Raw genomic sequence first — 26,257 nt, forward strand, 5'->3', positions numbered from 1 at the left:
GCAAGCAAACACAACTTTACCTTAGGTGCAAGGGGGCGCATCTGCGACCAAGGGGCTTAGTGCCCCATGATCATGCCTTCCAAAGCGTCCTTTTCCATCGCCAACTCAGAAAGCTGAGCTTTTACAACGTCGCCTAGGGTTACAATGCCAACCAGCTTGCCATTTTCGACAACCGGCATATGCCTAAAACGCCCTTCGGTCATACGCGACAGGATATCTTGTACCGAGTCCTGTTGAGTTGCTGTTACCAACTCACTGGTCATGTACGCGCTTACCGGTTCTGAAAGGCATCCACTGCCACTAGCGGCAAGCTCGCGAACAATGTCGCGTTCCGAAAGAATGCCCGAAGCTGTCTCACCGCCATCCTCGGACACAACAACCGTTCCAATCCGCTTTTCCGATAGAATCTTCGACGCTTCAGACACCGTTACAGACGGTTCGACTGTAACGACACCTTCGGACGCTTTAGATTTCAGAATGGCTTGAACAAGCATATGCGTAACCTCCGAAATAACTTCCTGTTTTACAAAGCGTTGCCGGAATGTCTGAACCTGTCAAGGTGAAGCTTCGGCTTCTAGTCGCTCAACCTCTTCGCGAATACCTTGGCTCAATGCATGGGCAAAACGATTCAGTCTTTCATTTCGCTGGTCTCCTTCGTGACGGACCAGATGGAAACTACGGGTCAGACTAACCTGATCCGACAGGATTTTCCGTAGATTACGGTGAAACGGCAGTGTGAAGTCATGCGCGACGCATATCCCCGATCCCAGCGCGACCTGACGCAATTGGACAGAGACTGAATTCGATGCAAGGGCAACACGGTCAACGCCGATATCCACGAGGTAGTCCAGTTCCCGGTCGAAAATCATGTCAGGAATGTACCCGATCATTCGGTGCCCTTTGAGATCACCGGGCGACTGAACTTTTGGGTGCTGATCCAAATAGTCCTGCGTTGCAACGAGGTGCAGCTTGTAGTCGCAGATTTTCTGGACAACTAGCTTACCTGCAGTGGGTACACTGACAGTGACGGCCATGTCCGCCTCGCGACGAGACAGGTTAATGACTCGTGGCAATGCGAGTATCTGGATGTCCAGATCTGGGTTCGCATCGCAAATCTTGGCACATACCTGAGGTAGAAGGTAATTAGCGCTTCCGTCAGGGGCACCTATCCGAACTTGTCCACTGAGGGTCTTGGATGATCCAGCCAAGGCGCCTGCGGCAGCACGCATAGCCTCTTCGGCCTGCAAGCTATGCGAAAGTAGGCGTTCACCGGCTGACGTCAAAACATACCCCTGCTGCGACTTAGTAAAGAGCGGAGCATCGAAGGATGCTTCAAGCCTTGAAATCCGCCGTCCAACAGTAGCTGGGTCAATCTTTAAAACCCGGCCGGCAGCAGAAAGGCTTTCTTCACGTGCCACAGCCAGAAAAATACGAATGTCATCCCAATTCGGAGTCATCTTCCCCTCTTTGCATTTTTGCAAAGCACCTTTGAAATATTGCCTCTGTTCAGGCGATTTCTGCAAGCCTATTCTGCGCCCAAATTCACCGGAGGAGTTTGCAATGCAAGATCTGACTCATTTCATCAACGGCGAGAACGTGGCAGGAACCTCGGGCCGTTTTGATGACGTTTTCAACCCGGCAACGGGCGAAGTTCAGTACAAATGCCCAATGGCCAGTGCGGCCGAAACCACCGCCGCGATTGAGGCTGCCGCAGCTGCTCAGCCTGCTTGGGGCGCAACCAATCCGCAAAAACGCGCTCGTGTCATGATGGCCATGGTCGGTCTGATGAACCGTGACATGGATAAATTGGCTGAGGCGCTGAGCCGCGAACACGGTAAAACCATCCCCGACGCCAAGGGCGACCTGCAGCGCGGTCTGGAAGTCATTGAGTTCTGCATTGGCGCGCCTCATCTGCTGAAGGGCGAGTACACCGACAGCGCTGGTCCCGGCATTGACCTTTATTCGATGCGTCAACCGCTGGGTGTTGTGGCTGCAATCATGCCGTTCAACTTCCCCGCTATGATGCCTCTATGGCACGTCGGCCCGGCTCTGGCCTGTGGAAACGCCGTGGTATTGAAGCCATCAGAACGGGCCCCTTCGGTACCGATGATGCTGGCTGAGTTGTTCATCGAAGCCGGCCTGCCGAAAGGCGTTTTCCAAGTCGTCAATGGCGACAAAGAAGCCGTGGATACACTTCTGGATAGCGAAATCATTCAGGGCGTTTCTTTTGTGGGTTCGACCCCGATTGCGCAGTATATCTACAGCCGCGCAACCGCCAACGGCAAACGCGCACAGTGCTTTGGCGGCGCCAAGAACCACATGATCATCATGCCCGACGCCGACATGGACAAAGCTGCAGACGCTCTGGTCGGTGCCGGTTTCGGCGCAGCTGGTGAACGCTGCATGGCCATCTCGGTTGCTGTTCCGGTGGGTGAAGAAACAGCGGACGCGCTGATCGAAAAGCTAATCCCGCGCATCGAGAAGCTGAAGGTAGGCCCCTACACTGCAGGCGACGATGTGGACATGGGTCCTGTTGTGACCCGCGCTGCAAAAGAACGCATCCTCGGCCTGATTAACTCGGGCGTTGAACAAGGCGCAAAGCTGGTCGTCGACAACCGCGACTTCAACCTGCAGGGTTATGAAGACGGTTTCTTTGTCGGCCCTCACTTGTTCGACCACGTCACGACAGACATGGACATCTACAAGCAGGAAATTTTCGGCCCGGTTCTGTCAACTGTACGTGCGAAGTCCTACGAAGAAGCTATTGGCCTGGCTATGGACCACGAGTACGGCAACGGCACAGCGATCTTCACTCGCGACGGTGACACTGCTCGTGACTTTGCCAGCCGGATCAACATCGGCATGGTTGGTGTCAACGTACCGATCCCGGTTCCGCTGGCCTACCACACCTTCGGCGGCTGGAAGAAATCCATGTTTGGTGACCTGAACCAGCACGGTCCGGACAGCTTCAAGTTCTACACCCGCACCAAAACTGTGACCGCACGCTGGCCGTCGGGCATCAAAGAAGGTGGCGAGTTCAACTTCAAAGCAATGGATTGATCCAAGGATCGAACCACAACTTAAGAAAGCCCGGCCAATCAAAGGCCGGGCTTTTTTAGGCGACGAGCTGCCTAATCCGGACAAATATAGCCGGTTCACAACAAATTCAGACGTCGCACTCTGGCAAATCCGATCATACAGCAATATTTTACACTAAATTGTTGATCGTGCAGTTCCTGATCCGGAGGCCAAATTGTCAAATCCCCGCATGACTCGCCGCTCTGCTTTGTTGGGCGCAGCGTCTCTTCTGGCAGCGCCCGCCGTGGCGCGCGCTCAAAGCATCGACGCGTTCCCTCAAAACGAAGAAGCCATCAGTACGCAACTACCCGTTCGCCGGAACGTATCCTCGTTCTCGCAGCAGAACTGGCAAGATCACTTTGACCAACTTGGCGTGGGTTGCTTACTGGCCGACATCACCAGCCGCGCGGTTCACTATTGGGGTGCAGACGGTACGTACAAACTGTACCCAAGCTCAGTTCCGATGAGCGAAGAACTGACCAAGCGCGGCTACACCGAAGTCGTCCGTAAACGTGAAAACCCAACTTGGACACCAACGTCGTCAATGCGTGAGCGCGACCCGTCCCTGCCCGTACGGATGGAAGGCGGAGAACCAGGGAATCCACTTGGTACTCGTGCGATGTATCTTGGCTGGCCGGCTTATTTGGTTCACGGAACCCACGACACGCGTAAAATTGGTCGTCAAAGCTCTTCGGGGTGCATCGGCCTTTACAACCAACATGTCGAGGAATTGTATCCTCTTGTCCAAATCGGCACTCAGGTGAGATTGGTTTAATAAAAAAGCCCCGGTCATCATTGACCGGGGCTTTTTTAATCTTGAAGTAATTATTCAGGCAGGATCACTGCGTCTACGACGTGAATGACGCCGTTGCTCGCTTCGATATCGGCCTGTACGACCTCGGCTCCGTTTACCTTGACGCCATTCTTAGCGTTCACGCTCAGGCGATCGCCTTGAACGGTCAGAACCTTTGCACGCTTACCAGCAATATCACCGGACATCACTTTGGCTGGTACGACGTGGTAAGTCAGGATTTCGACCAGCTGGTCTTTGTTCTCAGGCAGCAGCAGCGTTTCCACTGTGCCTTCCGGCAGAGCAGCAAACGCTTCGTCCGTTGGAGCGAAAACAGTGAATGGGCCATCGCCCTTGAGGGTGTCGACCAAACCGGCGGCTTGTACCGCAGCGACTAATGTGTTGAACGATCCGGCCGAAACGGCGGTGTCCACGATATCAGCAGCCTGAGCTTTTACAGGTAGTGCAAGTGCAAGCGCGGCGGCGGCGCCCATGAAAGTACGGCGAAACATGGCTGTTGTCTCCTCTCCAGCGTGTTATGGAAAGGGTTACGGGGCTTTAGCGCAATCGGATCACTTTTCCCTCACCTGCACCCAAATACTTTGAGCGCGACCATCATTTAGGAAAGGAAGTGCCTCGACCGCATCCGGGCGGTCCTGCTGCAAGTAGTACCCCGGCCAAAGCATTGAAAAGGAACCAGATTGTAGCAAGGCGTGCAGTATGTACTGTTCACCCCAACCTGGGCAGTCGTAGAAGAACCGCTTGGGATATTCATAGGGAAGAAAAACATCGTGCACATGGATCACAACTCCTGGCTTGAGGGCAGGAATGATCCGGCAGAAGAGATGCGCCACGTCATTACTCATCCGAACGACGTGGCTGGAATCGATGAAGAGGATGTCACCAGATTCAAGCTGGTCAAACAGTGCCGGATCCACCTCTTCCAAGCGCTTCTGTTCAAACTGATCAACCACATGGGCGATGTCTGCGCGAGGATACGGATCAATTGCTGTGATCTGCGTATCCAAAGAAGCATCAATAATCGCCTGACGGGTCACACGAGTAGAGTTTCCGCAACCAACCTCAATCACGCGTTTCGGCGCAAACCGACGGACCATCAAATAAAGGGCATCCGCATCAGGGCTATCGTAGTATCCGTTCCCTAGACTGAACCCGGTCTGATTGAGCGAAGGATCTTTCAGCGCCTTGAGGGCCTCGGCATGTCGTGTGTATTCGGCAACGAGTTCACCAATATCGAACTCTTCCATTCCCGGTGACAGAGCATAGGCTGGCCGCGTTAGCCCACCCGCCTTCTCGAATGCTTCCAGTCGCGCCTGTTCGTCTAGTTCAGGAGCCTTGTCGATCAGCTTTACTCCCAACTCATCAAGGGCGTCGTTGATCTTGGGGAATTTTCTAGGTTTCACGGTCGGCTCCACTTTCGTATCGATTGTTCCATACAGTTGCCGGGCGGCCCTCTGCAAGCAGCGCGACGCCCAACGCTTGGCAAATTGGAAATTTCCGTATTCACTGGTTGAAGTTGATAGTGAGGGCCTCCATGCAGCAGGAATACACGCTAGGCATCGAAGAAGAGTATCTGCTCGTAGACCGAGACAGCCTTGAACTCGCCGAAGCGCCTCCTGCCCTGATGGAAGCTTGTCAGACGGATTTTCAGGGGCAAGTCAGTCCCGAGTTTTTACAATGTCAGATTGAAGTTGGAACGAGGCCCCACACAACAATCAAGTCAGCGCGAGAAGACCTAAAACGCCTGCGCTCTTGTGTGGCGGACCGCGCAGCAGAGTACAACCTCGCGCCAATCGCGGTTTCGTGCCACCCCTTTGCGGATTGGAAAAAACAGCACCACACTCGCAAAGATCGCTATGACGCTCTGCAACATGCTCTCGGAGGAGTTGCCCGCCGCATGCTTATCTGCGGCATGCATGTTCATGTCGGCGTTGAAGACCCTGCCCTGCGCGCTGATCTCATGCCGCAGTTGTCGTACTTCCTTCCGCACCTTTTGGCACTGTCGACATCTTCCCCGTATTGGAACGGCGAGGACACTGGGCTGTCATCATACCGCCTGACTGTATTCGACAATCTGCCCAGAACTGGATTGCCCCCGGTTCTTGCCAGTTGGGCCGACTACGAACGGACAACTGGCATTCTTGTCGAACTCGGAGTGATAGAAGACACGACCAAGATATGGTGGGATCTGAGGCCGTCCCACCGTTTTCCGACGCTGGAAACGCGCATCATGGACGTGCAGCCAAGGTTAGAACATACACTTTCGCTTGCAGCCTTGGTTCAGGCACTTACTCGCATGCTTTGTCGCCTGAAGGACCGCAACCTTCGTTGGAGGCACTACGACCAGTTCCTGATCGGTGAAAACCGATGGCGTGCTCAACGCTATGGGGTTGGCGAAGGTCTAATCGATTTTGGCGATCGTTCCATCAAACCAATGCCCGAACTTATGGGCGAATTGATGGGTATGCTGGCCGAGGATGCCGAGGCCCTAGGTACGATGACTGAACTTGCTCGGCTGCAACAGATCGCTCAAAACGGAACATCTGCTACGCGCCAACGACGAGTGTATGCTGAGGCATCTGCGCGAGGTGAGGACCCCGGAAAGGCAGTCGTTCGACACTTGATCGAAGAATATCACCTAGATCTATAAAGCTCATGGCTGTGATTGCCGCTCGTGCAAAATTTCTGTAAGGATTCAGAAATAAACACTCGTTCAATTCATTTGGCAAAGTGGGAGGCAAGCCTTGGATTTCGCATTGACGGAAGAACAGACCGCGATCTTCGACATGGCTTACGATTTCGGCCAGGACAACATCGCCCCTTACGCCCGACAGTGGGAGGCTGACGGCACCATTCCTAAGGACCTTTGGCCCCAGATAGGTGAACTCGGGTTCGGCGGATTGTATGTCTCAGAGGATGGAGGCGGTTCAGGTCTAAGCCGTCTGGATGCAACTCTGGTGTTCGAGGCACTTTCGATGGCCTGCCCTTCGGTCGCGGCATTTTTGTCGATTCACAATATGTGCGCCAAGATGCTGGACAGTTTTGCGAGCGACGACCTGAAATCACGCATAATGTCCGATGTTCTAACCATGAACACGGTCCTCAGCTATTGCCTTACGGAACCCGGATCAGGTTCTGATGCCGCGGCACTGAAAACCCGCGCAGAACGCACGAACGAAGGCTTCACGATCAATGGAAGCAAAGCCTTTATCTCCGGGGGCGGCTACTCTGATGCCTATGTCTGTATGGTGCGTACTGGACAAGATGGCCCGAAGGGTATTTCGACCGTTTATGTCGAGGATGGCGCGCCAGGCCTCAGCTTCGGTGCGTTAGAAGAAAAAATGGGCTGGAAGAGCCAACCAACTGCACAGGTTCAGTTTGATGATTGCAAAATTCCATCTCAGAACTTGGTTGGGATCGAAGGTGACGGCTTCAAGTATGCGATGATGGGCCTGGATGGAGGACGCCTGAACATCGCCTCTTGCTCCTTGGGCGCGGCCCAAGCCGGGTTGAATATGACCCTGCAGTACATGTCCGAACGCAAGGCCTTCGGTCAGTCCATCGATCAATTTCAGGCGCTGCAATTCCGGCTGGCTGATATGGAGATCGAATTACAAGCCGCGCGTACTTTTTTACGGCAGGCAGCGTGGAAGCTGGATAACAACACGCCAGACGCAACTAAGTTCTGCGCAATGGCCAAGAAATTCGTGACTGAGACCGGATCAAAGGTTGTGGATCAGTGTCTTCAGCTACACGGGGGCTACGGTTACCTTGCTGACTACGGTATAGAAAAGCTGGTCCGTGATCTGCGCGTTCATCAGATTCTGGAAGGCACCAACGAAATCATGCGCGTCATCGTATCCCGACAAATGCTTGCCAACCGCTGAGGAATAAATGGCCGATATCGACATTCGCACAACCGGGCGCGCCGGGCGTATCACGCTGACTAAACCCAAGGCGTTAAACGCGCTGAGCTATGAAATGTGCATGGCGATAGAAACCGCTCTGCGCAATTGGCGTGAAGACGAGTCGGTCGACTTAGTCATACTGGATGCTGAAGGTGAGAAAGCTTTTTGCGCTGGTGGAGATATTGCCGAGCTCTATGCCACAGGCCGAAAACAAGATTATCAATACGGTCGTACGTTCTGGCAGGATGAATATCGGCTGAATGCACTGATTTTCGAATACCCCAAGCCCATCGTTAGCTTTTTGCAGGGCTTCACAATGGGTGGTGGTGTCGGTGTCGGCTGCCACGGAAGCCACCGCATTGTTGGTGAAAGCTCAAAAATATCATTGCCTGAATGCGCAATTGGGCTGGTTCCTGATGTTGGCAGCTCGCTCATGCTCGCGCTGGCGCCGGGACGTTTGGGCGAATACTTGGGCACGACGAGCCATCGGATGAATGCAGGAGACGCCATCTATGCCGGATTCGCTGACTATTTCGTCCCCCTCGAAACGTGGCCCGACCTGATCGAACTGCTCGAAGCTTCTGGCGACGCAGCGCTGATAGAACGACATGCGATAACTCCGCCCCAAAGCGATCTACAGCAACAACAGGATCAAATCGATGTTCTATTCGACGGTGAGACGTTGGGCGATATCCTCAACACTCTGAGGCATTCTGACTTAGGGTTGTCGGATGAAGCCTTGACGCTGATGAGCAGTAACTCTCCATTGTCCATGGCATGCACCGTCGAAATTCTACACAGGCTTCGCACCCCAAATCTAACATTGCGTAAAGCGCTGGAACTGGAGTTTCGTTTTACCTTCCGGGCTATGGAGCACGGTGATTTCCTGGAAGGTATCCGCGCGCAAATCATCGACAAGGATCGCAATCCCAAATGGCAATTCAGCGGCATGAGCGTACCAGCTGTCGCTGTTTCTAAAATGCTTCAGCCGTTGGGTGCAGACACACTGACTTTTCAGGAGGACTAAGGAATGAAAATCGGGTTTATCGGTTTAGGCAATATGGGCAACCCGATGGCGGTCAATCTGGCTAAAGCCGGGCATACTGTGGCTGGTTTTGACATGGCAGATGTCAGTGTTCCTGGTGTCGAAATGGTTGAATCGGGCGCCAAGGCCGCCGAAGGCGCTGACATCGTCATTACTATGCTGCCTAACGGCAATATCCTCCGTTCAGTTGCGGATGAAATCATTCCAGCAATGCAAAAAGGCGCTGTTTGGATTGATTGCTCGACCGTAGACGTAGACAGCGCACGGGCAGTTGCGGAGCAGGCGAAAGAGTCAGGCGTTCTTGCCGTCGACGCCCCGGTTTCTGGCGGAATTGGCGGAGCAGCAGCCGGCACGTTGACCTTCATGGCAGGCGGAAGCGATGAAGCTTTTGCCAAAGCTGCGCCCTTGTTCGACATTATGGGACAAAAGGCGGTTCACTGCGGTGAATCCGGAGCCGGGCAAGCTGCTAAGATTTGCAATAACATGATCCTCGGCGTGACGATGATTGCCACCTGCGAAGCTTTCGCTTTGGCCGATAAGCTTGGGCTGGATCGCCAAAAGATGTTTGATGTTGTAAGCACATCCTCTGGGTATAGCTGGACGATGAACGCCTACTGCCCTGCCCCTGGGGTTGGTCCACAAAGCCCTGCAGACAATGACTATCAACCCGGCTTTGCTGCAGAATTGATGCTCAAGGACTTGCGTCTTAGCCAACAGGCTGCAGAAAGCTCGGACGCGGATACCCCAATGGGACAGGCCGCAACCGCGCTTTACGAACAGTTCGTCGAGGCCGAAGATGGTTTGGGGAAGGATTTCTCAGCCATGTTGCCCCGTTTTGAAAAACGGGGACGCTAAATAGTCTAAGCGACATCCTGCACAGTGATTTGACAGTCACTGTGCAAACTACCACTTAGTTAAGATCGGTTAAGTGGTGCCACAAAGGACTGCAAGAATGACAAAATTCCTCACTACGACAGCAGCGCTTGTTGCTCTGTCCTTGTCGGTTGCTCCAGCGATGGCGAAGAATAAGGGCGGTCATTGCCCACCCGGTCTGGCCAAGAAGTCTGTGCCCTGCGTTCCCCCCGGCCAAGCCAAGAAGTTCTATCGAAATGGCGACTACATCTACAACGATTACCGCTGGATAAATGACCCAAAACGGTACGGGTTGAATAACAGATACTCATATGTCCGCGCAGGTGACTACGTCTATCGAGTGGATCCCGATACGCGAAAAGTCCTCAACCTGATCGGCGCCGTTGTAGACATCCTGAACTAGGGGTCTGAAACTACCATTACTCAGCCGCGACACGAGCGCCTTCAAGCATTGGCTTGAGATAGCGCCCGGTGTGGCTGCGCCCCACTTCGGCAACATCTTCCGGTGTTCCCACGGCAACGATTTCGCCACCCCCATCCCCACCTTCTGGTCCGATGTCAATGATGTGGTCAGCAGTTTTCACCACGTCCAGATTGTGTTCAATCACAACCACCGTATTTCCTTGATCGACTAATTCATGCAGCACTTCCAACAGTTTACGAACGTCTTCGAAGTGAAGGCCTGTTGTCGGCTCATCCAGAATATACAGCGTGCGACCGGTTGATCGCTTAGATAGTTCCTTGGACAGCTTCACGCGCTGCGCTTCACCGCCAGAGAGTGTGGTCGCCTGTTGACCGACCTTGATGTAGCCCAAGCCAACTCGCGCCAAAGCATCCATCTTGTCTCGGATCGAAGGTACGGCCTTAAAGAACTCCTGAGCGTCTTCTACGGTCATATCAAGGACGTCTGCGATCGACTTGCCCTTGAACTTAATCTCAAGTGTTTCTCGGTTGTAACGGGCGCCCTTACAGGTTTCGCATGTCACGTAAACGTCAGGCAAAAAGTGCATCTCGATCTTGATTACACCGTCACCTTGGCACGCCTCGCAACGACCACCCTTTACGTTAAAGCTGAAACGTCCGGGTTTGTACCCGCGTGCCTTCGCTTCGGGCAACCCTGCGAACCAGTCGCGGATGGGAGTAAATGCACCGGTATAAGTCGCTGGGTTTGATCTTGGAGTGCGCCCGATCGGGCGCTGATCAATGTCGATAACCTTATCGAGGTGCTCAAGCCCTTTGATGGTTTCACAGGGCGCAGGAGTCTGTCTCGCGCCGTTCAATCGCATTGAAGCGGTTTTGAACAGGGTCTCTATCGTCAGGGTCGATTTACCGCCCCCGGACACGCCAGTTACGCAAACAAACTTGCCGAGCGGAAAATCTGCTGTGACGTTCTTGAGGTTGTTCCCAACGGCTTTGACAACAGTAACTTTCTTCTTATTACCGTTGCGCCGCTCTGAGGGAACCGGAATTTCTCGTGTCCCAGCAAGATACTGACCCGTCATTGACGCAGCATCAGCAGCAATTTCTTCTGGTGTACCCTTGCTCACTACTTGACCACCATGCACGCCGGCGCCGGGGCCAATGTCGAAAACGTAGTCGGCCTCGCGGATCGCTTCTTCGTCGTGTTCGACAACGATTACCGTGTTCCCTTGATCACGGAGGTTCTTGAGCGTTCCCAGCAACCGATCGTTGTCTCGTTGATGCAAGCCGATGGACGGTTCATCCAGTACGTACAAAACGCCCGTCAGGCCGGAACCAATCTGGCTGGCCAAACGGATACGCTGACTTTCACCCCCGGACAACGTTCCACTTGAACGTGACAACGTAAGGTACTCCAAGCCAACATTATTCAGGAAGCCCAAGCGTTCACGAATCTCTTTTAGAATGGCTCGTGCAATCTCGTTCTTTTGAGCTGTCAGGTGATTGGGCGCATCTTCGATCCAAGCTAAAGCTTCGCGGATCGACATTTCAACGACTTGCCCGACGTGAAGCCCTCCAATCTTTACAGCCAGAGCTTCGGCCCGCAAGCGATAGCCCTCACAGGTGCCACAGGGCCGATTGTTTTGGTAACGCTCGAATTCTTCCCTGATCCATGCGCTGTCGGTTTCCCGATAGCGCCGTTCCATGTTCGGGATCACGCCTTCGAAACTTCGAGTGACTTGGTATACGCGTCCGCCCTCGTCGTAACGGAACTGAATTTCCTCATCACCAGACCCGCGCAGGAATACTTGCTGCACTTTTTTTGGCAGATCCTTCCAAGGAGTGTTTTTGTCAAACTCGTAATGTCGCGCGATGGCCTCAATCGTCTGCAAAAAGTACGGTGACTTGCCTTTACGCCACGGCGCGAGTGCACCGTCGTACAGCTTCAGTGTTTGGTCAGGTACCACGAGGCGTTCATCAAAGAACAATTCAACCCCCAACCCATCGCAATCTGGGCAGGCACCGAACGGAGCGTTAAACGAAAACAAGCGCGGTTCGATTTCAGGGATCGTGAAGCCGCTGACCGGGCATGCGAAATTCTCGCTGAATGTAATTCGTTCCGGGTCACCTTCACGAGGCGCTGTCTCAAGAATCGCGATTCCGTCCGCAAGATCCAAAGCAGTACGCAAACTGTCGGCCAGGCGCGTTTCCATACCTTCACGGACAACCAAACGATCAACAACTACATCGATGTCATGGCGATATTTTTTGTCCAATGTCGGAGGTTCGTCCAGCTCGTAGAATTCACCGTCCACTTTGACGCGTTGAAACCCCTGCTTCCGAAGTTCCAAGAATTCCTTTTTGTATTCTCCTTTCCGATCACGAACGATCGGAGCAAGTAGATAGCCGCGTGTCCCCTCCTCCATCGTCATGATGCGATCAACCATATCCTGCACCTGCTGCGCTTCGATCGGCAGGCCGGTCGCTGGGCTGTACGGCGTTCCTGCACGAGCGAACAGCAGGCGCAGATAGTCATAGATCTCTGTAACCGTACCAACAGTTGAACGCGGGTTTTTGGACGTAGTTTTCTGCTCGATGGAAATCGCCGGAGAAAGGCCGCTGATGTGATCTACATCGGGCTTCTCCATCATGTCGAGGAACTGCCGGGCATAGGCTGACAAACTCTCAACGTAACGACGTTGGCCTTCGGCATAAATGGTATCGAAGGCCAGAGACGACTTGCCCGAGCCGGACAAGCCGGTGATCACCACCAACTGATCACGCGGGATATCAACATCGATACCTTTGAGGTTATGTTCGCGCGCGCCGCGCACCTCGATATTCTTAAGCTCAGCCATTCTCGGCCCCCAACACACAAGTGTCTTAGAAATAGGCGAGCTACTCTGAGTCTCCAATAGAAAAGTTAGAACAAAATGAGAACAAACTGATTATTGCCGACATAAACTGACATCAGGTCGACAGAGGATGCGCGCTACACCTTTTGTGCATCGATTTTGGAGATAAAGGTGAAAATGGCGCGGTTGACGGGGCTCGAACCCGCGACCCCCGGCGTGACAGGCCGGTACTCTAACCAACTGAGCTACAACCGCGCATCTATTTTCGTGGCCTTTAACCTGGACCAAGGATGGCAGCGATGGCGCGGTTGACGGGGCTCGAACCCGCGACCCCCGGCGTGACAGGCCGGTACTCTAACCAACTGAGCTACAACCGCCCGCTGCCCGTTCGTTGCTGAACGTTGGGGTGTATTATGGCTACGTCCCGACGCCGTCAAGCGGCGTTTTGAAGTTTTTTTGATGAAGACCGTTTTTGTTAGATTTCTTACCGGCGGGATGGCTCTCAAAAATCCGCCGAACCCCAGAGGTTAAAGCGGTCAAAGCGATCTTAACCTATTGAACTTGGGCCTTTTCAGCTGTGAACAACATTTTATGCCCTTTTAACTTACCGCCACATCTCAGACACGCTTAGGGTGAATGTTTTTCCATGCCCGCTCAAATAACTAAACTGCACCAAAAGATGCAAAAAGAGATCAAAGTACATTGCACTTACGTTTGGTCACTTTCCTCAAGCTCGCCTCTGTTCGGCCATAATTAGTCGGCAGATGGTACAAAAGAACATCTATTCTCGGGAATCTCAGGCCAAATGCTTGTATATCGAGTTTCGGACTGAGACTTTTCTAAACAAACACAACAGCCCGATTCTAACTCGGGGGCAGTAGTACGATTTTGACGCAAACGGATTTCAGACCAAATTTTTGTATCCAGCTGCGTCTAATTTAGAAGGAAGAAGTAGAAGAATGTCAGTTGCCAGCACAACTTTTCCGGGTGCTAACCCTACGGGCCTTGAGTACGTAGACGGTATAATTTGGGGCACCTCTTGGGATATCAGCACGAACGTCGGCGGCCCCGCAGGTACAATTACGTATTCCTTTGCAGACGCTTCGGTTTCCGGCTTCAAAACGATGCGCTCGTACGAAATGCAGGCATTTCGCACCGCGTTGTCGATTATTGAGACATTTATCCCGATTGATTTCGTCGAAGTAGACTTTTTGGCACCTAGTGGAACACCCTATTACGAGAATATCTCCTTTGGCCTAGTCACTACTGATGATTTGGATGGCGGCCTCGGGTTCCACCAAGTTCCGGGCGACACCCCGCCGTATCAGGCTCAATTTGGCATTAGCACTCTGTTCGGTCTTTTTGCCTACGACACCCCACTGTTCAGCCGCGAAGCATTGGTTCGCGGTGGCGAAGGTTTCGCGACAATTCTGCATGAAATTCTACACGGCCTTGGGCTGGCACACCCCCATGATGACGGCGGCAGTTCCTCAGTTTTTGCCGGAGTGACTGAACCGTTCGGAGATTACGGTACTGATGGTCAGAATCAGGGCGTGTACACGATTATGTCGTACAACTCGGGCTATGCCGAAGTTGTGCCAGTCGTGTCTTACACCTATGGCGGCATTGCCACCCCGATGGCTTTGGACATAGCTGCGTTGCAAGCGATTTACGGCACAAAAAATTACAGGGAAGGCGATAACGTTTACACCATAAAGGGTTCAAACGGCGTTGGCACGTTCTGGCAGTCTATATGGGACACTGGTGGTACCGATACGATTTCCGCAGCAGGCGTAACACGTCGCGTCGTGATCGACCTCCGTGCGGCTGATTTGGAAGGAAACGATGCGGGCGGCAATCCATCCTTTGCCAACGGCATCCGCGGTGGCTTTACTATTGCAAACACCGTGGAAATTGAGAACGCAATTGGCGGATCAGGCAACGATTTGATCAACGGTAACGCGTTGAACAACCAACTCGAAGGGCTCAACGGAAACGACATCTTGTCGTCAGGATCTGGCGCCGACAGAGTGTTCGGCGGAAATGGGAACGACACGATCATTGCAGGTGGCGGAAACGACAGCGCGGTTGGCGGAAACGGTTCCGATGTATTTGTTTTCCGGCAAAACGACGGCAACGATTACATTAACGGCGGTTCTGGAGCGGACTGGGTTCGTTTTAGTGGCCAAGTCGGAGCTACCGTCGATCTGACAAACGTTAATCGTCAGGACACCGGCTACGGTCAAGATATCATCAGAAGTGTTGAGAATGTCGACGGCACCAGCCAGGGGGACCAATTTGTTGGCAACGAATACGCCAATACTATGATTGGTCGCGGCGGCAATGATAACCTTGACGGCTCATGGAACCACGACAGGCTATTCGGAAATACTGGTAACGACACCCTGATCGGCGGAGGCGGACACGATACGCTGCTGGGCGGTCTTGGCGACGACATTCTGATTGGAGGTTTGGGTCGCGACTTTCTCAGAGGAGATGCCGGTGCGGATACATTTGTTTTCAACGCTACTCGCGAGAGCACTGCAACTACCACGAACGCTGACGTAATCATGGACTTCCAACACGGCGTCGACAAGATTGACCTGAGCGCGATGGACTCCAGCACGCTTCTGTCCGGCGATGAAGACTTTGTTTTCCGCGGCCAAGGAAACTTCTTCTCTGTTCCTCGAGGCGAAATCTTTTACAGGAAAGTGGATCTGGCAGGTACAGCAAACGACAAGACCTTCATCTTCATCGATACCGATGCAGACAGAGGCGCCGAAATGGTCATCGAACTCAGAGGTCTCCACAACCTGACAGCTGACGATTTCATCCTGTAAGACAGTCTCTTTAAACCAAAGGGCGGCGGGTTATCGCCGCCTTTTTTGTCGCCGCAATAAGGCGGCAAAAGTCCAGCAAACCTTCTGTTGAAACAGGTCGATAAAAGAAGCCCGACAGGTTGTTTCAATCGCCTTGCAGGCACACACATCTGACGATAAGACGCCGCCTCAAGGGTGATTAGCTCAGTGGTAGAGCGCTTCGTTCACACCGAAGATGTCAGGAGTTCAAAACTCTTATCACCCACCATTTTCATTGCAGCCAAGGAACGTTGAAGCGATGACCGTGTTGGTTTTCTTTTGAACCTTGGAAACAAAAAAGGGCGAGGTCATAAACCCCGCCCTGTGACTTTAGTTTGCTTGCTTAGTGCGCGGTGGCTGACGCTCCGCTGCCGTCAGCAGCAATCTTTGCAGCTGCCGCTGCAGCATCTTCTGCCGCTTCGTCCCATTCGATAGGCTCAGGCGCGCCTACCAGAGCCTTCTTGAGAACTTCCGAAACGTGCGAGACTGCAATGATCTCCAGACCTTCCTTCACGTTGTCCGGAATGTCTGCAAGATCCTTTTCATTTTCCTCAGGGATCAGAACTGTTTTGATCCCACCACGAAGAGCAGCAAGCAGCTTTTCTTTCAGGCCACCGATTGGCATCGCGTTACCGCGCAGCGAAACTTCGCCAGTCATCGCGATGTCCTTGCGCACCGGAATGCCGGTCAACACAGAGACAATCGATGTTACCATCGCCAGACCCGCAGACGGACCATCCTTTGGCGTTGCTCCGTCCGGCACGTGGACGTGAATATCCAGCGTATCGAACTTGGGCGGTTTCACCCCGATCTGAGGCGAAATCGACCGCACATAGGATGAGGCGGCGTCGATCGACTCTTTCATCACATCACCAAGCTTACCGGTCGTCTTCATCCGACCTTTACCCGGCAGTTTCAGAGCTTCGATATGCAGCAGATCACCACCGACCGAAGTCCAAGCCAGACCGGTGACAACACCAACCTGATCGTCCTGTTCAGCCAAGCCATAGCGGAACTTCGGCACCCCAAGGAAGTCATCCAGATTTTCCGGCGTCACCGTAACGGATTCCGCCTCTTTCTTGATGATCTTGGTCAGTGACTTCCGAGCCACTTTGGCGATTTCACGCTCAAGGTTCCGTACACCCGCTTCGCGAGTGTAAGTGCGGATGATCTTTTGCAATGCCTCATCGGTCAGTTCAAATTCCTTAGCCTTCAGACCGTGGTTTTTGACCTGTTTGTCGATCAGGTGTTGCTTGGCGATCTCGCTCTTTTCCTCTTCGGTGTAACCGGCCAGAGGAATGATCTCCATCCGGTCCAGCAGAGGCCCAGGCATGTTGTAACTGTTTGACGTGGTCAGGAACATTACGTTGGACAGGTCATATTCGACCTCAAGGTAGTGGTCCATAAACGTGCTGTTCTGTTCCGGGTCCAACACCTCAAGCATCGCCGAAGCCGGATCGCCACGGAAGTCCTGCCCCATCTTGTCGATCTCGTCGAGCAAGATGAGTGGGTTCGTGGTTTTTGCCTTTTTCAGCGCCTGAATGATCTTACCGGGCATCGAACCGATATAGGTACGGCGGTGGCCGCGAATCTCAGACTCGTCGCGCACGCCACCCAGTGAGATACGAATGAACTCGCGCCCCGTGGCTTTGGCAACGGACTTACCCAGCGAGGTCTTACCTACACCCGGAGGGCCTACAAGGCACAGAATTGGGCCTTTCAGCTTCTTCGAACGCTGCTGAACCGCCAGATACTCAACGATCCGTTCTTTAACCTTTTCGAGGCCATAGTGATCGGCGTCCAAAATATCCTGCGCACGACCCAGGTCCTTTTTGACGCGGGATTTGGTGCCCCATGGCAAAGACAGGATCCAGTCCAGATAGTTGCGCACTACGGTGGCTTCGGCGGACATAGGCGACATGTTCTTGAGCTTCTTCAGCTCACCTTCAGCCTTTTCGCGCGCCTCTTTCGATAGCTTGGTCTCATTAATCTTGGCTTCCAGCTCAGCGACTTCGTTCGAGCCATCTTCGCCATCGCCCAGTTCCTTCTGAATGGCTTTCATCTGCTCATTCAGGTAGTACTCACGCTGGGTCTTCTCCATCTGCGATTTGACACGAGTCTTTATCTTTTTCTCGACCTGCAGAACCGACATTTCGCCCTGCATCAGGCCATAGACCTTCTCAAGCCGCTCGCTGACGCTGAGTGTTTCCAGAAGCTCTTGCTTTTGCTCAACCTCAATACCCAGATGACCCGATACAAGGTCAGCCAGCTTTGCAGGCTCAGCAGTTTCGCCAACCGCTGTGAGAGCTTCTTCGGGAATGTTCTTGCGCACTTTCGCATAGCGCTCAAACTCGTCCGCGACGGTCCGCAATAGAGCTTCGGTTGTGGTCACATCGCCCGGAATCTCAGTCAGATATTCGGCGCGAGCCTCGAAAAACTCTTCGTTTTCAAGAAATTCGGTGATCTGCACACGTGCTTGCCCTTCGACCAGCACCTTAACAGTGCCATCGGGCAGCTTCAGCAATTGCAGAACGTTAGCCAGAACACCAGAACGGTAAATGCCGTCGACCGAAGGGTCGTCGTCACCCGGATCAATCTGACTGGACAATAAAATCTGTTTGTCGTCCTGCATTACTTCTTCCAATGCACGGACGGATTTTTCCCGCCCAACAAACAGCGGCACGATCATGTGTGGGAATACCACAATGTCGCGCAGCGGCAGTACTGGGTACGAGGAATTAAGGGGCTCTTGCATGCTCAATCCTTATCATTGGCAAGACGGCACTGGTCCCTCATTGAGGCAACGCCTGGCCGTCTCCTGTTTGGACGATAAAGGTGGGGCTTTTGTAGCCGTTTTCAACCTCACCGTCATTTGTCAGGATCAGAATGACCCGAGGTTTTGCGGACTGCAAGGTATCGCGCAGATATATCCAACGATTTTGCTAATTGAGACGATCTGCAGGTGATTAAATCGGCTCAATATCGCCTTGCGCGCGTTGAGCATGGAAATTTTCCTGCCATGCATCAAAAGTCCCAGCGGCAATGGCGTCTCGCATGCCCTGCATGATTTCCTGAAAGTAGTGCAGGTTATGCCAGGTCAGCAACATGCCCGAAATCATCTCATTTGATCGGAAAACATGGTGCAGATAGGCACGCGAGTAGTTTGAGCAGGCTGGGCAAGAACATGTCTCATCTAACGGGCGTGGATCATCAGCATGACGAGCATTTTTGATGTTCACGACCCCAAATCGCGTAAAGACTTGGCCTGTGCGACCAGAGCGCGAAGGCAACACGCAATCCATCATATCGATCCCACGCGCAACCGCACCGACGATATCGTCTGGCTTTCCAACACCCATCAAATAGCGCGGCTTATCAACGGGGAGGTAACCCGGTGCATAGTCGAGACAATCAAACATCGCCTCCTGCCCTTCACCGACAGCTAGACCGCCGACGGCATATCCTTCAAAACCGATCTTTTTCAGTTCCTCGGCGCTTTCTTCTCGCAGATCCTGTTCCAAACCACCCTGCATAATGCCGAACAGAGCATGGCCGGGGCGATCTCCAAAGGCCTCTCGAGAGCGATCAGCCCACCGCATGGACAGACGCATCGATTCGGCGATCCGATCACGGTCTGCAGGCAGCGCCGGACATTCGTCGAAACACATAACAATGTCCGAACCCAACAGGCGTTGAATCTCCATTGATCTTTCCGGCGTCAGTTCGTGCTTTGAACCGTCGATATGCGATTTGAAGGTCACGCCCTTTTCAGTCAGCTTGCGCAACCCAGCAAGCGACATGACCTGAAATCCGCCGGAATCCGTCAAAATGGGAAGGTCCCAATTCATGAACTTATGCAGACCACCCAAACGGTCGATACGCTCTGCAGTAGGACGCAGCATTAGGTGGTAGGTATTCCCCAAAAGGATATCGGCACCTGTTGCCCGGACGCTTTCCGGCATCATTGCCTTGACCGTTGCCGCAGTGCCCACGGGCATGAAAGCAGGCGTGCGCACTTCGCCACGTGGCGTCTGAATTGCACCAGTTCTGGCTTTGCCGTCTGTGGCCTTCAGTTCAAAAGAAAATCGGTCAGTCATAAGGTCGCCTCAGGGTCGCGGAACCGGGCAGCATTTGCCTTATCTGGCTAGTCTTTGCAACCCGTCAGGGCAGTGACGCGACGCGCTGTGTAAACAGGCGTACAACCCCTGCCCCATCTACGTCCCGGCACACTCGCACTGGAGGTCTGGAGGGATCAACCTTGGTCGCGCCGACTTCATCGCCGTCCAAAACGACCTGCAGGCCAGTCTCAACCAAATCGAACATCGGTTCATGTGAACATGCGATTACTGCAGTTGAATCATGCAGACCACATCCCTCGAGACCGCCAACCTCTTTATAGAACTTCAGATAGAACCGAGAGATATCACGCAAGAACCCACCCATTTCGGGTGAGCGGTCGGCCAGTGCTTCGAAATCCGCTGTTTCGTATAGAGTTTTCAGTGTTACATCCAACCCGACCAAAACGGTGTTTGGCGGGGAGGCAAAAACCTCATCAGCGGCCTTCGCATCGTGAAAAATGTTGGCTTCGGCGTGGGCTGTGATGTTTCCCGGGCAGAACACAGCACCACCCATGATTACCAACCGATTGATATTCTCGGTGAACTCCGGATCCAACCGCATCGCATGCGCAATATTGGTCAGCGGGCCGACAGCGCAGACAACCAGCTCTCCCTTGTGCTCTCGCGCCATCTCGACCAAGAACTCGGCGGCGGACAGTGAATGGTTTGCACCGATTTGGGGAATTTCCGTTATGTACCCAAAACCTTCTGGGCCGTGCACATGCTCTGACGGAGCATGGCTGTTTTCACCCAACGCGAACTCGGCGCCCTCTGCAACCGCTGCATCGAGCCCAAGTTTATGCAACAAAAACCGTGCGTTCCGGCTGGATTGATGCACGTGAGTATTGCCGAATACTGTTGTTAGGCCAATGAGATCAATTTCAGGTGCGGCTGCCGCATAGGCAATTGCCATTGCGTCGTCGATTCCGGGATCAGTGTCGATAATCAGTTTCATCCCTGTGCGATAGCGCAATCAGGTCAGGATGCAAAGCAGTCACATTCCCAAAAATCAACTCGTCCGCTTCGGATTCATTGTTTTGCATCCGGGGGCAACCCCTTCATACCAGAGTTGAAATTGGGCGACTCAATACCCAAATGTATACTGTTGTACACAAAAAGAGGACAGTTATGACCGAAGACCAGATTATTGGATTGTTGACGTCAAACATCGTTTACGTACTAGCGGCGGTGTTGATCGTTGTCGTTATCTTCAAAGGTATTAAAATCGTACCGCAATCTGAAAAATACGTGATTGAACGGTTCGGTCGACTACACTCTGTTCTGGGGCCCGGAATTAACTTTATTGTTCCTTTTCTAGACGTTGCGCGACACAAGATTTCGATTCTGGAACGTCAGCTGCCCAACGCTACTCAGGACGCAATCACCAAGGACAACGTTCTGGTCCAAATCGATACATCAGTGTTCTACCGTATTCTCGAACCTGAAAAGACGGTTTATCGTATCCGTGACGTAGACGGTGCGATCGCAACAACCGTTGCAGGTATAGTGCGTGCGGAAATCGGCAAAATGGATCTGGACGAAGTTCAATCCAATCGAGCTCAGTTGATAGAACGCATTCAAGAGAGTGTTGAAACGGCTGTTGATGACTGGGGGATCGAAGTGACCCGAGCTGAGATTCTGGATGTTAATCTCGATCAGGCAACGCGCGACGCGATGCTGCAGCAGTTGAACGCCGAACGCGCTCGCCGTGCACAAGTTACCGAAGCCGAAGGCCAAAAACGTGCGGTAGAGCTAAACGCTGATGCCGAACTGTATGCCGCCGAGCAAACTGCAAAAGCCCGACGCATTCAGGCCGAAGCCGAAGCTTATGCAACTGGCGTCGTCGCCAAGGCTATTCAGGATAACGGGATCGAAGCCGCTCAGTACCAAGTCGCTCTGAAACAGGTCGAATCCTTGAACGCCTTGGGTAACGGTTCTGGATCGCAAACTATCGTGGTTCCAGCGAATGCACTTGAGGCATTTGGAGATGCCTTCAAGATGCTGAAAGGAGGACGTTAATGGCTGATCCCTTCTGGCTGACATGGTGGCTCTGGCTGGCGGGGGCGCTCGCCCTGGGAATTCTCGAGATCGTTTTGCCCGGTTTCATCTTTCTGGGCTTCGCGATTGGAGCAGCCGTCACCGGCCTTTTGCTGATCATTCCCGCATTCTCACCGTCGCTGCCAATCATGCTACTGATCTTTGCAGCACTATCTTTAATTGCTTGGCTTGTTCTGCGGCGCATGTTCGCCCTGCCCCACGGACAGGTCAAAACCTTCAACCACGACATTAACGACTAATCACAATTGGCGCCCCTTTGGGCGCCATTGCACCTCTGGACGCTGCCTCTGGCTTTCCCTATATAATTTCTCAGGAAACAGCCCCGAGGCACAAATGACTCATCCGAGTGAACAGTTTGAAGGCACACCGCTGATCGCGCCTTCGACCATAGAGCATCCTTTGTACGAAGCAGTGGTCGAAGCTTGCCGCACGGTGTTTGACCCGGAAATCCCGGTGAATATCTATGATTTGGGCCTGATCTACACGATCGACATCTCCGATGAAAACGCGGTTAAGGTGATCATGACGTTGACTGCGCCTGGCTGCCCTGTTGCGGGCGACATGCCGGGCTGGATCGTCGAAGCAATCGAACCCGTCGCTGGAATCAAGGAAGTTGACGTTGAACTGACTTGGGAACCGCCCTGGGGAATGGAAATGATGTCAGACGAGGCAAGGCTTGAGCTTGGGTTTATGTAATCCGGCTCAATAAGTCTTTGTCATAAAAGATTTATTCCACCGTCATGAGCGTGTAGCGAAACCGTCACGAAGATTGTGAAATAGTTGCCGCGTGCAAGTGCTAGCCTCACAATGCTGTACTGCGTAGGCCGACAACACCTTAGCCGCCCCCTTTAAAAGCCGGCCTGGAATATGAGACCGCTCTTGCCCGAGAGCGGTCTTTTTCATCAAACAGATTGCCTATTGGATACCACAGGTGGATTTGATTTCAGCCGCCCTGTCGTCCAGTGCTTTGACGTAGTCGCCCGACAGCATCGAAAGCCGCTTGTTTTCAGTGCCAGTGGCCAACCCCAACAGCGCACCGGCCGGTGTAAGAGACAAAACGCTTTCTACTTGCTGGTCTTGGGCATGTTTCTTTTCTGCGGCAATTGCCCTCAAGTCACCTTCGGCAGTTGAACAGTTGATAGGGTGCCTTTTAACCTTATCCTGAGCCACCGCACCGCTTGCAATTACAGAACTGACCCCCAAAACCACCGCTACAAACATATTTTTTCTACATTTTTTTAAAAGGTTCATTTCTTCCCGCCCTATCGCAATCTACCTGAATTTGAGTAAACTCAGGCTAAGGGTAGCTTATTTCAAAACGCAAGCACCATTCACCACCGTCTCAAAAGTTAGGTAAGTATAGCTGCTGTGCCTTGAGCCTTTGAGAACAGAACACTAAATTAGAAGAAACGCGCGACGACGGAGATCACAATGTTCGGCATTCCCGGCAAACAAGCCGTGACTATGACACCGAAAGCTGCTCAGCAGATTGCACGCCTTATGGAAAAAGGCGGCCACGCAGGTTTGCGTATTGGCGTCAAAAAAGGTGGGTGTGCGGGCATGGAATACACCATGGACTACGTCGATCAACCTGACACGAATGACGAGGTCGTGGAACAGGACGGCGCTCGGATCATGATCGCGCCTATGGCCCAAATGTTCCTGTTTGGCACCGAGATAGACTATGAAGTCTCTCTGCTGGAAGCAGGCTTCAAGTTTCGGAATCCGAATGTGGTCGACGCCTGCGGCTGCGGTGAATCGATCAAGTTCGATGAAGGCCTGACATCTCAGACCTAGCTCGCGGCCTGAAGGTGAACGTAAGTTTCACTAAAACGTTGTGTTAGATGCTGTCCTGCCCGAATGGTTTGACCTGAATTCGGGGGGGCCACGTTTGTGTCGTAGGTTGGGTTGAAGAATAGAGGCACGGAAAGACGCTCGTTCTGCCCACCGATCACGCGGTGAAGCGTGGCCTTTACCTGGCCCGCGGTCCAGAATTCCAGCATCTCGCCAAAATTAATCACAAAGGTGCCGGGCTGGGCTTCAACCCTCTCCCATGTTTGATCCGGCATGAAGACCTCCAACCCTGACGTACCATCTGTCGCCAGCAAGGTCAGGCACCCATAGTCCGTGTGCGCCCCAATTCCAAAATCCCGAGCACCTGCCCAAACAGGCCGCTGGGGGTAATAGTTGCCTCGTAAAAGCGCCATTGGAGTGTCAAACGCAGCATCAAAGCTGGCTTCATCTTTTCCAATGGCAACAGCGATTGCCCTGAGTACACGCATGGCGACCGTACAAGCATCCTTATAATAGGCCTGAATGATTGTACGAAACTCGGGCGGGTTGTCCGGCCAGAGGTTCGGTGCGTAAACACTCAAGTCCGCGGTGTGGTAAGGGCTGTCTGACGGAACTTCGTACCCGCAGTCAAAAACCTCTTTAAAGTCAGGGTTTGCTTCGGGGTCTACTTGCTCTGACTGAGAGGCACCCCACCCCCGGTTTGAACCGGTAGTTGCCATGTCTACGCGCTTTTTCTCAGCTTCTGGCAGATGAAAAAATTCGCGATAGGCGGAGAGAACCTTGCGCACACGTTCCTCTTGCAACCCGGTGTTGGAAACGGTCAAAAAACCCACGGTCTTGACCGCCAGCAGGAGGCTCGCCAACTCATCTGGATCCCGTTGGTCCAGTTTCTCCAAGTCAAGATTTTGGATCATTCTGCCCTCATTTCTTTCGGCGGAACGTGCCGTTTTGTTGCCTGCTCTGCAACCGGAATTGTCAGCCCGTGCTGGCGGTGCTATCCGGTTTTAAGAAATTCGAAATATTATCAGGGGGTACGCGATATGCGGCGCAAGCTGGCGGCAGGCAATTGGAAGATGAACGGAACAGCTGCGGCACTGTCCGAGCTTGAGACTCTGGCTCGCAGCCACCCTAGTTCATCCGTAGATGTTCTGATCTGTCCACCTGCCACATTGCTTCATCGCGCAGCGCAAACTGTCGACCAGACGGACATCACTGTCGGCGGCCAGAACTGCCACTCGGCTTCTTCGGGTGCTCACACCGGTGACATCAGCGCGGACATGCTGATCGACGCTGGCGCGAGCTCCGTTATTCTAGGTCATTCGGAACGGCGAGAAGATCATGGTGAGCAGAACGAAGATGTCCGAGCCAAGGCGCGGGCCGCTATGGACGCAGGTCTGAAGGCGATCATCTGCGTTGGTGAAAGCCTTGAGCAACGAGAGGCTGCAAACACTCTGGATATTATCGGCGGACAGATGTCGGGTTCGATTCCAGATCAATCTACTGGCGAGAATTTGATCGTCGCCTACGAACCCATTTGGGCCATTGGCACCGGCAAAGTCCCAACGCTGAACGAAATCGGAGAGGTGCACGACTTTATTCGCGCCCGGCTGGAACGCCGTTTTGGTGAGGGCGTCGGTCGATCCGTTCGTTTGCTTTACGGCGGGTCGGTCAAACCAGACAACGCTTTGGAGATTTTCGGAGTTTCAAACGTAGACGGAGCCTTGGTCGGTGGTGCCAGCCTGAAGGCGCAGGACTTTTCAGGAATCATCCAGGCCTTGGAAAAGGCCTGAGTAAACTCAGGCCAGCTTCATCGTCACCATTCCCGTTACGATCAGCACCGCCGCAATAACGCGCGCGGTGTTCAGGGATTCACCTAGCAACATCACCCCGACAAGGAATGCGCCGACTGCACCAATCCCAGTCCAAATCACATAGGCAGTTCCCAGTGGAAGCGTCCGCATCGCCAAGGCCAACAGCCCGAACGATCCGATCATCGATACCACCATCAAGGCGGTCGGCCAGAGACGTGTAAAGCCAGCCGATTGCTTCATGGCTACAGCCCAAACAATTTCGAGAAGGCCCGCAAGTAATAAGAAAATCCAGGACATAAGAACACCTCAAGTCATCACGGGTCGTCCCGAATGATTTCCAAATGACTGAGGTCGTCCTCGAATTTTTACTTAAGCAAGCAAAGTTGAGATTCAAGGTATTGTTCGGAAACATTCCACCGCGACACTATCGCCAGTGTTTTAGAAAAACTCCTCACCCAACCTCTTAGTTACCGCTCAACAGAAACGAAGCGTTCACAACCGCGTTGTCCAATGCGTCCCCAGCGTTTGATATGTGAGCCAGTCCTTGGAACTTACTGAGCGCCCCCTGAAGCGCCAGCTGAGGCCATCAGAAAGTGTCAATTGCATAACTAAAAACAAATTTGGCCGG

At 53.1% G+C, this 26,257-nt stretch carries 24 protein-coding genes and 3 tRNA genes; 14 read left to right on the forward strand and 13 right to left on the reverse strand.

Translation table 11 applies throughout. The features are described from left to right. Positions 1–56: 56 nt before the first annotated feature. The gene (locus tag ACR0EO_RS04240; protein WP_480687319.1) at positions 57–494 is read right to left on the reverse strand and encodes a CBS domain-containing protein; all 438 of its coding nucleotides are present in this window, start codon (positions 492–494) and stop codon (positions 57–59) included. A 60-nt stretch (positions 495–554) separates the two neighbouring features. Further along, positions 555–1,457: a LysR family transcriptional regulator gene (locus ACR0EO_RS04245; protein WP_480687321.1), complete on the reverse strand. Its 903-nt coding sequence runs from the start codon at positions 1,455–1,457 to the stop codon at positions 555–557. Positions 1,458–1,560: 103 nt separating this feature from the next. On the opposite strand from ACR0EO_RS04245, the gene ACR0EO_RS04250 reads away from it, so the two are divergent. Together ACR0EO_RS04250 and ACR0EO_RS04255 are read left to right on the forward strand one after the other, a co-directional pair. After that, positions 1,561–3,060: a CoA-acylating methylmalonate-semialdehyde dehydrogenase gene (locus ACR0EO_RS04250; RefSeq protein WP_480687323.1), complete on the forward strand. Its 1,500-nt coding sequence runs from the start codon at positions 1,561–1,563 to the stop codon at positions 3,058–3,060. Between the two features lie 208 nt (positions 3,061–3,268). Further along, positions 3,269–3,853, forward strand: a complete 585-nt coding sequence (locus ACR0EO_RS04255) for a L,D-transpeptidase (protein ID WP_480688222.1) — start codon at positions 3,269–3,271, stop codon at positions 3,851–3,853. A 50-nt stretch (positions 3,854–3,903) separates the two neighbouring features. Here the strand turns inward: ACR0EO_RS04255 and ACR0EO_RS04260 are convergent, their stop codons facing one another. Continuing rightward, positions 3,904–4,380: a fasciclin domain-containing protein gene (locus tag ACR0EO_RS04260; RefSeq protein WP_480687325.1), complete on the reverse strand. Its 477-nt coding sequence runs from the start codon at positions 4,378–4,380 to the stop codon at positions 3,904–3,906. 60 nt (positions 4,381–4,440) lie between these two features. Further along, positions 4,441–5,292: a class I SAM-dependent methyltransferase gene (locus ACR0EO_RS04265; protein WP_480687327.1), complete on the reverse strand. Its 852-nt coding sequence runs from the start codon at positions 5,290–5,292 to the stop codon at positions 4,441–4,443. Positions 5,293–5,423: 131 nt separating this feature from the next. On the opposite strand from ACR0EO_RS04265, the gene ACR0EO_RS04270 reads away from it, so the two are divergent. The 5 genes from ACR0EO_RS04270 to ACR0EO_RS04290 all read left to right on the forward strand — a co-directional run bounded on the left by ACR0EO_RS04270 (position 5,424) and on the right by ACR0EO_RS04290 (position 10,118). Continuing rightward, entirely contained in the window at positions 5,424–6,539 is a 1,116-nt protein-coding gene (locus ACR0EO_RS04270; protein WP_480687329.1) for a carboxylate-amine ligase, read from the forward strand. A gap of 94 nt (positions 6,540–6,633) precedes the next feature. Next, a complete protein-coding gene (locus ACR0EO_RS04275; RefSeq protein WP_480687331.1) occupies positions 6,634–7,776 on the forward strand; it encodes an acyl-CoA dehydrogenase family protein in 1,143 nt (380 codons plus the stop codon). A gap of 7 nt (positions 7,777–7,783) precedes the next feature. Next, positions 7,784–8,824, forward strand: a complete 1,041-nt coding sequence (locus ACR0EO_RS04280) for an enoyl-CoA hydratase/isomerase family protein (protein WP_480687333.1) — start codon at positions 7,784–7,786, stop codon at positions 8,822–8,824. 3 nt (positions 8,825–8,827) lie between these two features. Beyond that, the gene (gene mmsB / locus ACR0EO_RS04285; RefSeq protein ID WP_480687335.1) at positions 8,828–9,697 is read left to right on the forward strand and encodes a 3-hydroxyisobutyrate dehydrogenase; all 870 of its coding nucleotides are present in this window, start codon (positions 8,828–8,830) and stop codon (positions 9,695–9,697) included. 97 nt (positions 9,698–9,794) lie between these two features. Continuing rightward, positions 9,795–10,118, forward strand: coding sequence for an excinuclease ABC subunit A (locus tag ACR0EO_RS04290; RefSeq protein ID WP_480687337.1), 324 nt, complete (start codon positions 9,795–9,797; stop codon positions 10,116–10,118). 16 nt (positions 10,119–10,134) lie between these two features. Here ACR0EO_RS04290 and uvrA read toward each other — a convergent pair whose 3' ends face one another. The 3 genes from uvrA to ACR0EO_RS04305 all read right to left on the reverse strand — a co-directional run bounded on the left by uvrA (position 10,135) and on the right by ACR0EO_RS04305 (position 13,367). Beyond that, positions 10,135–12,993: an excinuclease ABC subunit UvrA gene (gene uvrA / locus ACR0EO_RS04295; RefSeq protein WP_480687338.1), complete on the reverse strand. Its 2,859-nt coding sequence runs from the start codon at positions 12,991–12,993 to the stop codon at positions 10,135–10,137. Between the two features lie 175 nt (positions 12,994–13,168). Next, positions 13,169–13,245 (reverse strand) — tRNA-Asp (locus tag ACR0EO_RS04300). 45 nt (positions 13,246–13,290) lie between these two features. Then, positions 13,291–13,367, reverse strand: a tRNA-Asp gene (locus ACR0EO_RS04305). Between the two features lie 582 nt (positions 13,368–13,949). Here ACR0EO_RS04305 and ACR0EO_RS04310 point away from each other — a divergent pair. Together ACR0EO_RS04310 and ACR0EO_RS04315 are read left to right on the forward strand one after the other, a co-directional pair. Next, positions 13,950–15,830 carry a M10 family metallopeptidase gene (locus tag ACR0EO_RS04310; RefSeq protein WP_480687340.1) on the forward strand — a complete coding sequence of 627 codons (1,881 nt, stop codon included), beginning with the start codon at positions 13,950–13,952 and terminating at the stop codon, positions 15,828–15,830. Between the two features lie 172 nt (positions 15,831–16,002). Beyond that, a tRNA-Val gene (locus ACR0EO_RS04315) sits at positions 16,003–16,077 on the forward strand. 114 nt (positions 16,078–16,191) lie between these two features. On the opposite strand, the gene lon is transcribed toward ACR0EO_RS04315, so the two are convergent. The 3 genes from lon to ACR0EO_RS04330 form a co-directional block, all read right to left on the reverse strand. After that, entirely contained in the window at positions 16,192–18,603 is a 2,412-nt protein-coding gene (gene lon, locus ACR0EO_RS04320) for an endopeptidase La (RefSeq protein ID WP_480687342.1), read from the reverse strand. 211 nt (positions 18,604–18,814) lie between these two features. Further along, positions 18,815–19,945 carry a tRNA guanosine(34) transglycosylase Tgt gene (gene tgt, locus ACR0EO_RS04325; RefSeq protein WP_480687344.1) on the reverse strand — a complete coding sequence of 377 codons (1,131 nt, stop codon included), beginning with the start codon at positions 19,943–19,945 and terminating at the stop codon, positions 18,815–18,817. Positions 19,946–20,009: 64 nt separating this feature from the next. Continuing rightward, entirely contained in the window at positions 20,010–20,921 is a 912-nt protein-coding gene (locus ACR0EO_RS04330; protein WP_480687346.1) for a nucleoside hydrolase, read from the reverse strand. Positions 20,922–21,094: 173 nt separating this feature from the next. Here ACR0EO_RS04330 and ACR0EO_RS04335 point away from each other — a divergent pair, with 173 nt between their 5' ends. The 3 genes from ACR0EO_RS04335 to ACR0EO_RS04345 all read left to right on the forward strand — a co-directional run bounded on the left by ACR0EO_RS04335 (position 21,095) and on the right by ACR0EO_RS04345 (position 22,720). Continuing rightward, the gene (locus ACR0EO_RS04335; RefSeq protein WP_480687348.1) at positions 21,095–21,985 is read left to right on the forward strand and encodes an SPFH domain-containing protein; all 891 of its coding nucleotides are present in this window, start codon (positions 21,095–21,097) and stop codon (positions 21,983–21,985) included. After that, entirely contained in the window at positions 21,985–22,263 is a 279-nt protein-coding gene (locus tag ACR0EO_RS04340) for an NfeD family protein (RefSeq protein WP_480687350.1), read from the forward strand. Before ACR0EO_RS04335 ends, ACR0EO_RS04340 begins: the two co-directional genes overlap by 1 nt. Positions 22,264–22,357: 94 nt before the next feature. After that, positions 22,358–22,720 (forward strand): SUF system Fe-S cluster assembly protein, encoded by a 363-nt coding sequence (locus ACR0EO_RS04345; protein ID WP_480687352.1) that lies wholly within the window; start codon positions 22,358–22,360, stop codon positions 22,718–22,720. Positions 22,721–22,939: 219 nt separating this feature from the next. Here ACR0EO_RS04345 and ACR0EO_RS04350 read toward each other — a convergent pair whose 3' ends face one another. Next, a complete protein-coding gene (locus tag ACR0EO_RS04350) occupies positions 22,940–23,245 on the reverse strand; it encodes a hypothetical protein (protein WP_480687354.1) in 306 nt (101 codons plus the stop codon). 210 nt (positions 23,246–23,455) lie between these two features. On the opposite strand from ACR0EO_RS04350, the gene ACR0EO_RS04355 reads away from it, so the two are divergent. Further along, a complete protein-coding gene (locus ACR0EO_RS04355; protein WP_480687356.1) occupies positions 23,456–23,821 on the forward strand; it encodes a HesB/IscA family protein in 366 nt (121 codons plus the stop codon). Here ACR0EO_RS04355 and ACR0EO_RS04360 read toward each other — a convergent pair. Then, the gene (locus ACR0EO_RS04360) at positions 23,818–24,732 is read right to left on the reverse strand and encodes an isopenicillin N synthase family dioxygenase (RefSeq protein WP_480687358.1); all 915 of its coding nucleotides are present in this window, start codon (positions 24,730–24,732) and stop codon (positions 23,818–23,820) included. The genes ACR0EO_RS04355 and ACR0EO_RS04360 overlap by 4 nt on opposite strands. Positions 24,733–24,858: 126 nt before the next feature. Between ACR0EO_RS04360 and tpiA the strand changes: the two genes are divergently transcribed. Next, entirely contained in the window at positions 24,859–25,608 is a 750-nt protein-coding gene (gene tpiA / locus ACR0EO_RS04365; protein WP_480687359.1) for a triose-phosphate isomerase, read from the forward strand. Between the two features lie 6 nt (positions 25,609–25,614). On the opposite strand, the gene ACR0EO_RS04370 is transcribed toward tpiA, so the two are convergent. Next, positions 25,615–25,926, reverse strand: coding sequence for a DMT family transporter (locus ACR0EO_RS04370; protein ID WP_480687361.1), 312 nt, complete (start codon positions 25,924–25,926; stop codon positions 25,615–25,617). Positions 25,927–26,257: the final 331 nt, after the last annotated feature.

The organism is Ruegeria sp. BE9 (assembly GCF_056538765.1).

Excerpts from the sequence above, each read along its gene's own strand:
- ACR0EO_RS04240 (WP_480687319.1), bottom strand. The coding sequence starts at position 494 with ATGCTTGTTCAAGCCATTCTGAAATCTAAAGCGTCCGAAGGTGTCGTT.
- ACR0EO_RS04245 (WP_480687321.1), bottom strand. The coding sequence starts at position 1,457 with ATGACTCCGAATTGGGATGACATTCGTATTTTTCTGGCTGTGGCACGT.
- ACR0EO_RS04250 (WP_480687323.1), top strand. The coding sequence starts at position 1,561 with ATGCAAGATCTGACTCATTTCATCAACGGCGAGAACGTGGCAGGAACC.
- ACR0EO_RS04255 (WP_480688222.1), top strand. The coding sequence starts at position 3,269 with ATGACTCGCCGCTCTGCTTTGTTGGGCGCAGCGTCTCTTCTGGCAGCG.
- ACR0EO_RS04260 (WP_480687325.1), bottom strand. The coding sequence starts at position 4,380 with ATGTTTCGCCGTACTTTCATGGGCGCCGCCGCCGCGCTTGCACTTGCA.
- ACR0EO_RS04270 (WP_480687329.1), top strand. The coding sequence starts at position 5,424 with ATGCAGCAGGAATACACGCTAGGCATCGAAGAAGAGTATCTGCTCGTA.
- ACR0EO_RS04280 (WP_480687333.1), top strand. The coding sequence starts at position 7,784 with ATGGCCGATATCGACATTCGCACAACCGGGCGCGCCGGGCGTATCACG.
- mmsB (WP_480687335.1), top strand. The coding sequence starts at position 8,828 with ATGAAAATCGGGTTTATCGGTTTAGGCAATATGGGCAACCCGATGGCG.
- ACR0EO_RS04290 (WP_480687337.1), top strand. The coding sequence starts at position 9,795 with ATGACAAAATTCCTCACTACGACAGCAGCGCTTGTTGCTCTGTCCTTG.
- uvrA (WP_480687338.1), bottom strand. The coding sequence starts at position 12,993 with ATGGCTGAGCTTAAGAATATCGAGGTGCGCGGCGCGCGCGAACATAAC.
- ACR0EO_RS04310 (WP_480687340.1), top strand. The coding sequence starts at position 13,950 with ATGTCAGTTGCCAGCACAACTTTTCCGGGTGCTAACCCTACGGGCCTT.
- lon (WP_480687342.1), bottom strand. The coding sequence starts at position 18,603 with ATGCAAGAGCCCCTTAATTCCTCGTACCCAGTACTGCCGCTGCGCGAC.
- tgt (WP_480687344.1), bottom strand. The coding sequence starts at position 19,945 with ATGACTGACCGATTTTCTTTTGAACTGAAGGCCACAGACGGCAAAGCC.
- ACR0EO_RS04330 (WP_480687346.1), bottom strand. The coding sequence starts at position 20,921 with ATGAAACTGATTATCGACACTGATCCCGGAATCGACGACGCAATGGCA.
- ACR0EO_RS04335 (WP_480687348.1), top strand. The coding sequence starts at position 21,095 with ATGACCGAAGACCAGATTATTGGATTGTTGACGTCAAACATCGTTTAC.
- ACR0EO_RS04340 (WP_480687350.1), top strand. The coding sequence starts at position 21,985 with ATGGCTGATCCCTTCTGGCTGACATGGTGGCTCTGGCTGGCGGGGGCG.
- ACR0EO_RS04345 (WP_480687352.1), top strand. The coding sequence starts at position 22,358 with ATGACTCATCCGAGTGAACAGTTTGAAGGCACACCGCTGATCGCGCCT.
- ACR0EO_RS04350 (WP_480687354.1), bottom strand. The coding sequence starts at position 23,245 with ATGTTTGTAGCGGTGGTTTTGGGGGTCAGTTCTGTAATTGCAAGCGGT.
- ACR0EO_RS04355 (WP_480687356.1), top strand. The coding sequence starts at position 23,456 with ATGTTCGGCATTCCCGGCAAACAAGCCGTGACTATGACACCGAAAGCT.
- ACR0EO_RS04360 (WP_480687358.1), bottom strand. The coding sequence starts at position 24,732 with ATGATCCAAAATCTTGACTTGGAGAAACTGGACCAACGGGATCCAGAT.
- tpiA (WP_480687359.1), top strand. The coding sequence starts at position 24,859 with ATGCGGCGCAAGCTGGCGGCAGGCAATTGGAAGATGAACGGAACAGCT.
- ACR0EO_RS04370 (WP_480687361.1), bottom strand. The coding sequence starts at position 25,926 with ATGTCCTGGATTTTCTTATTACTTGCGGGCCTTCTCGAAATTGTTTGG.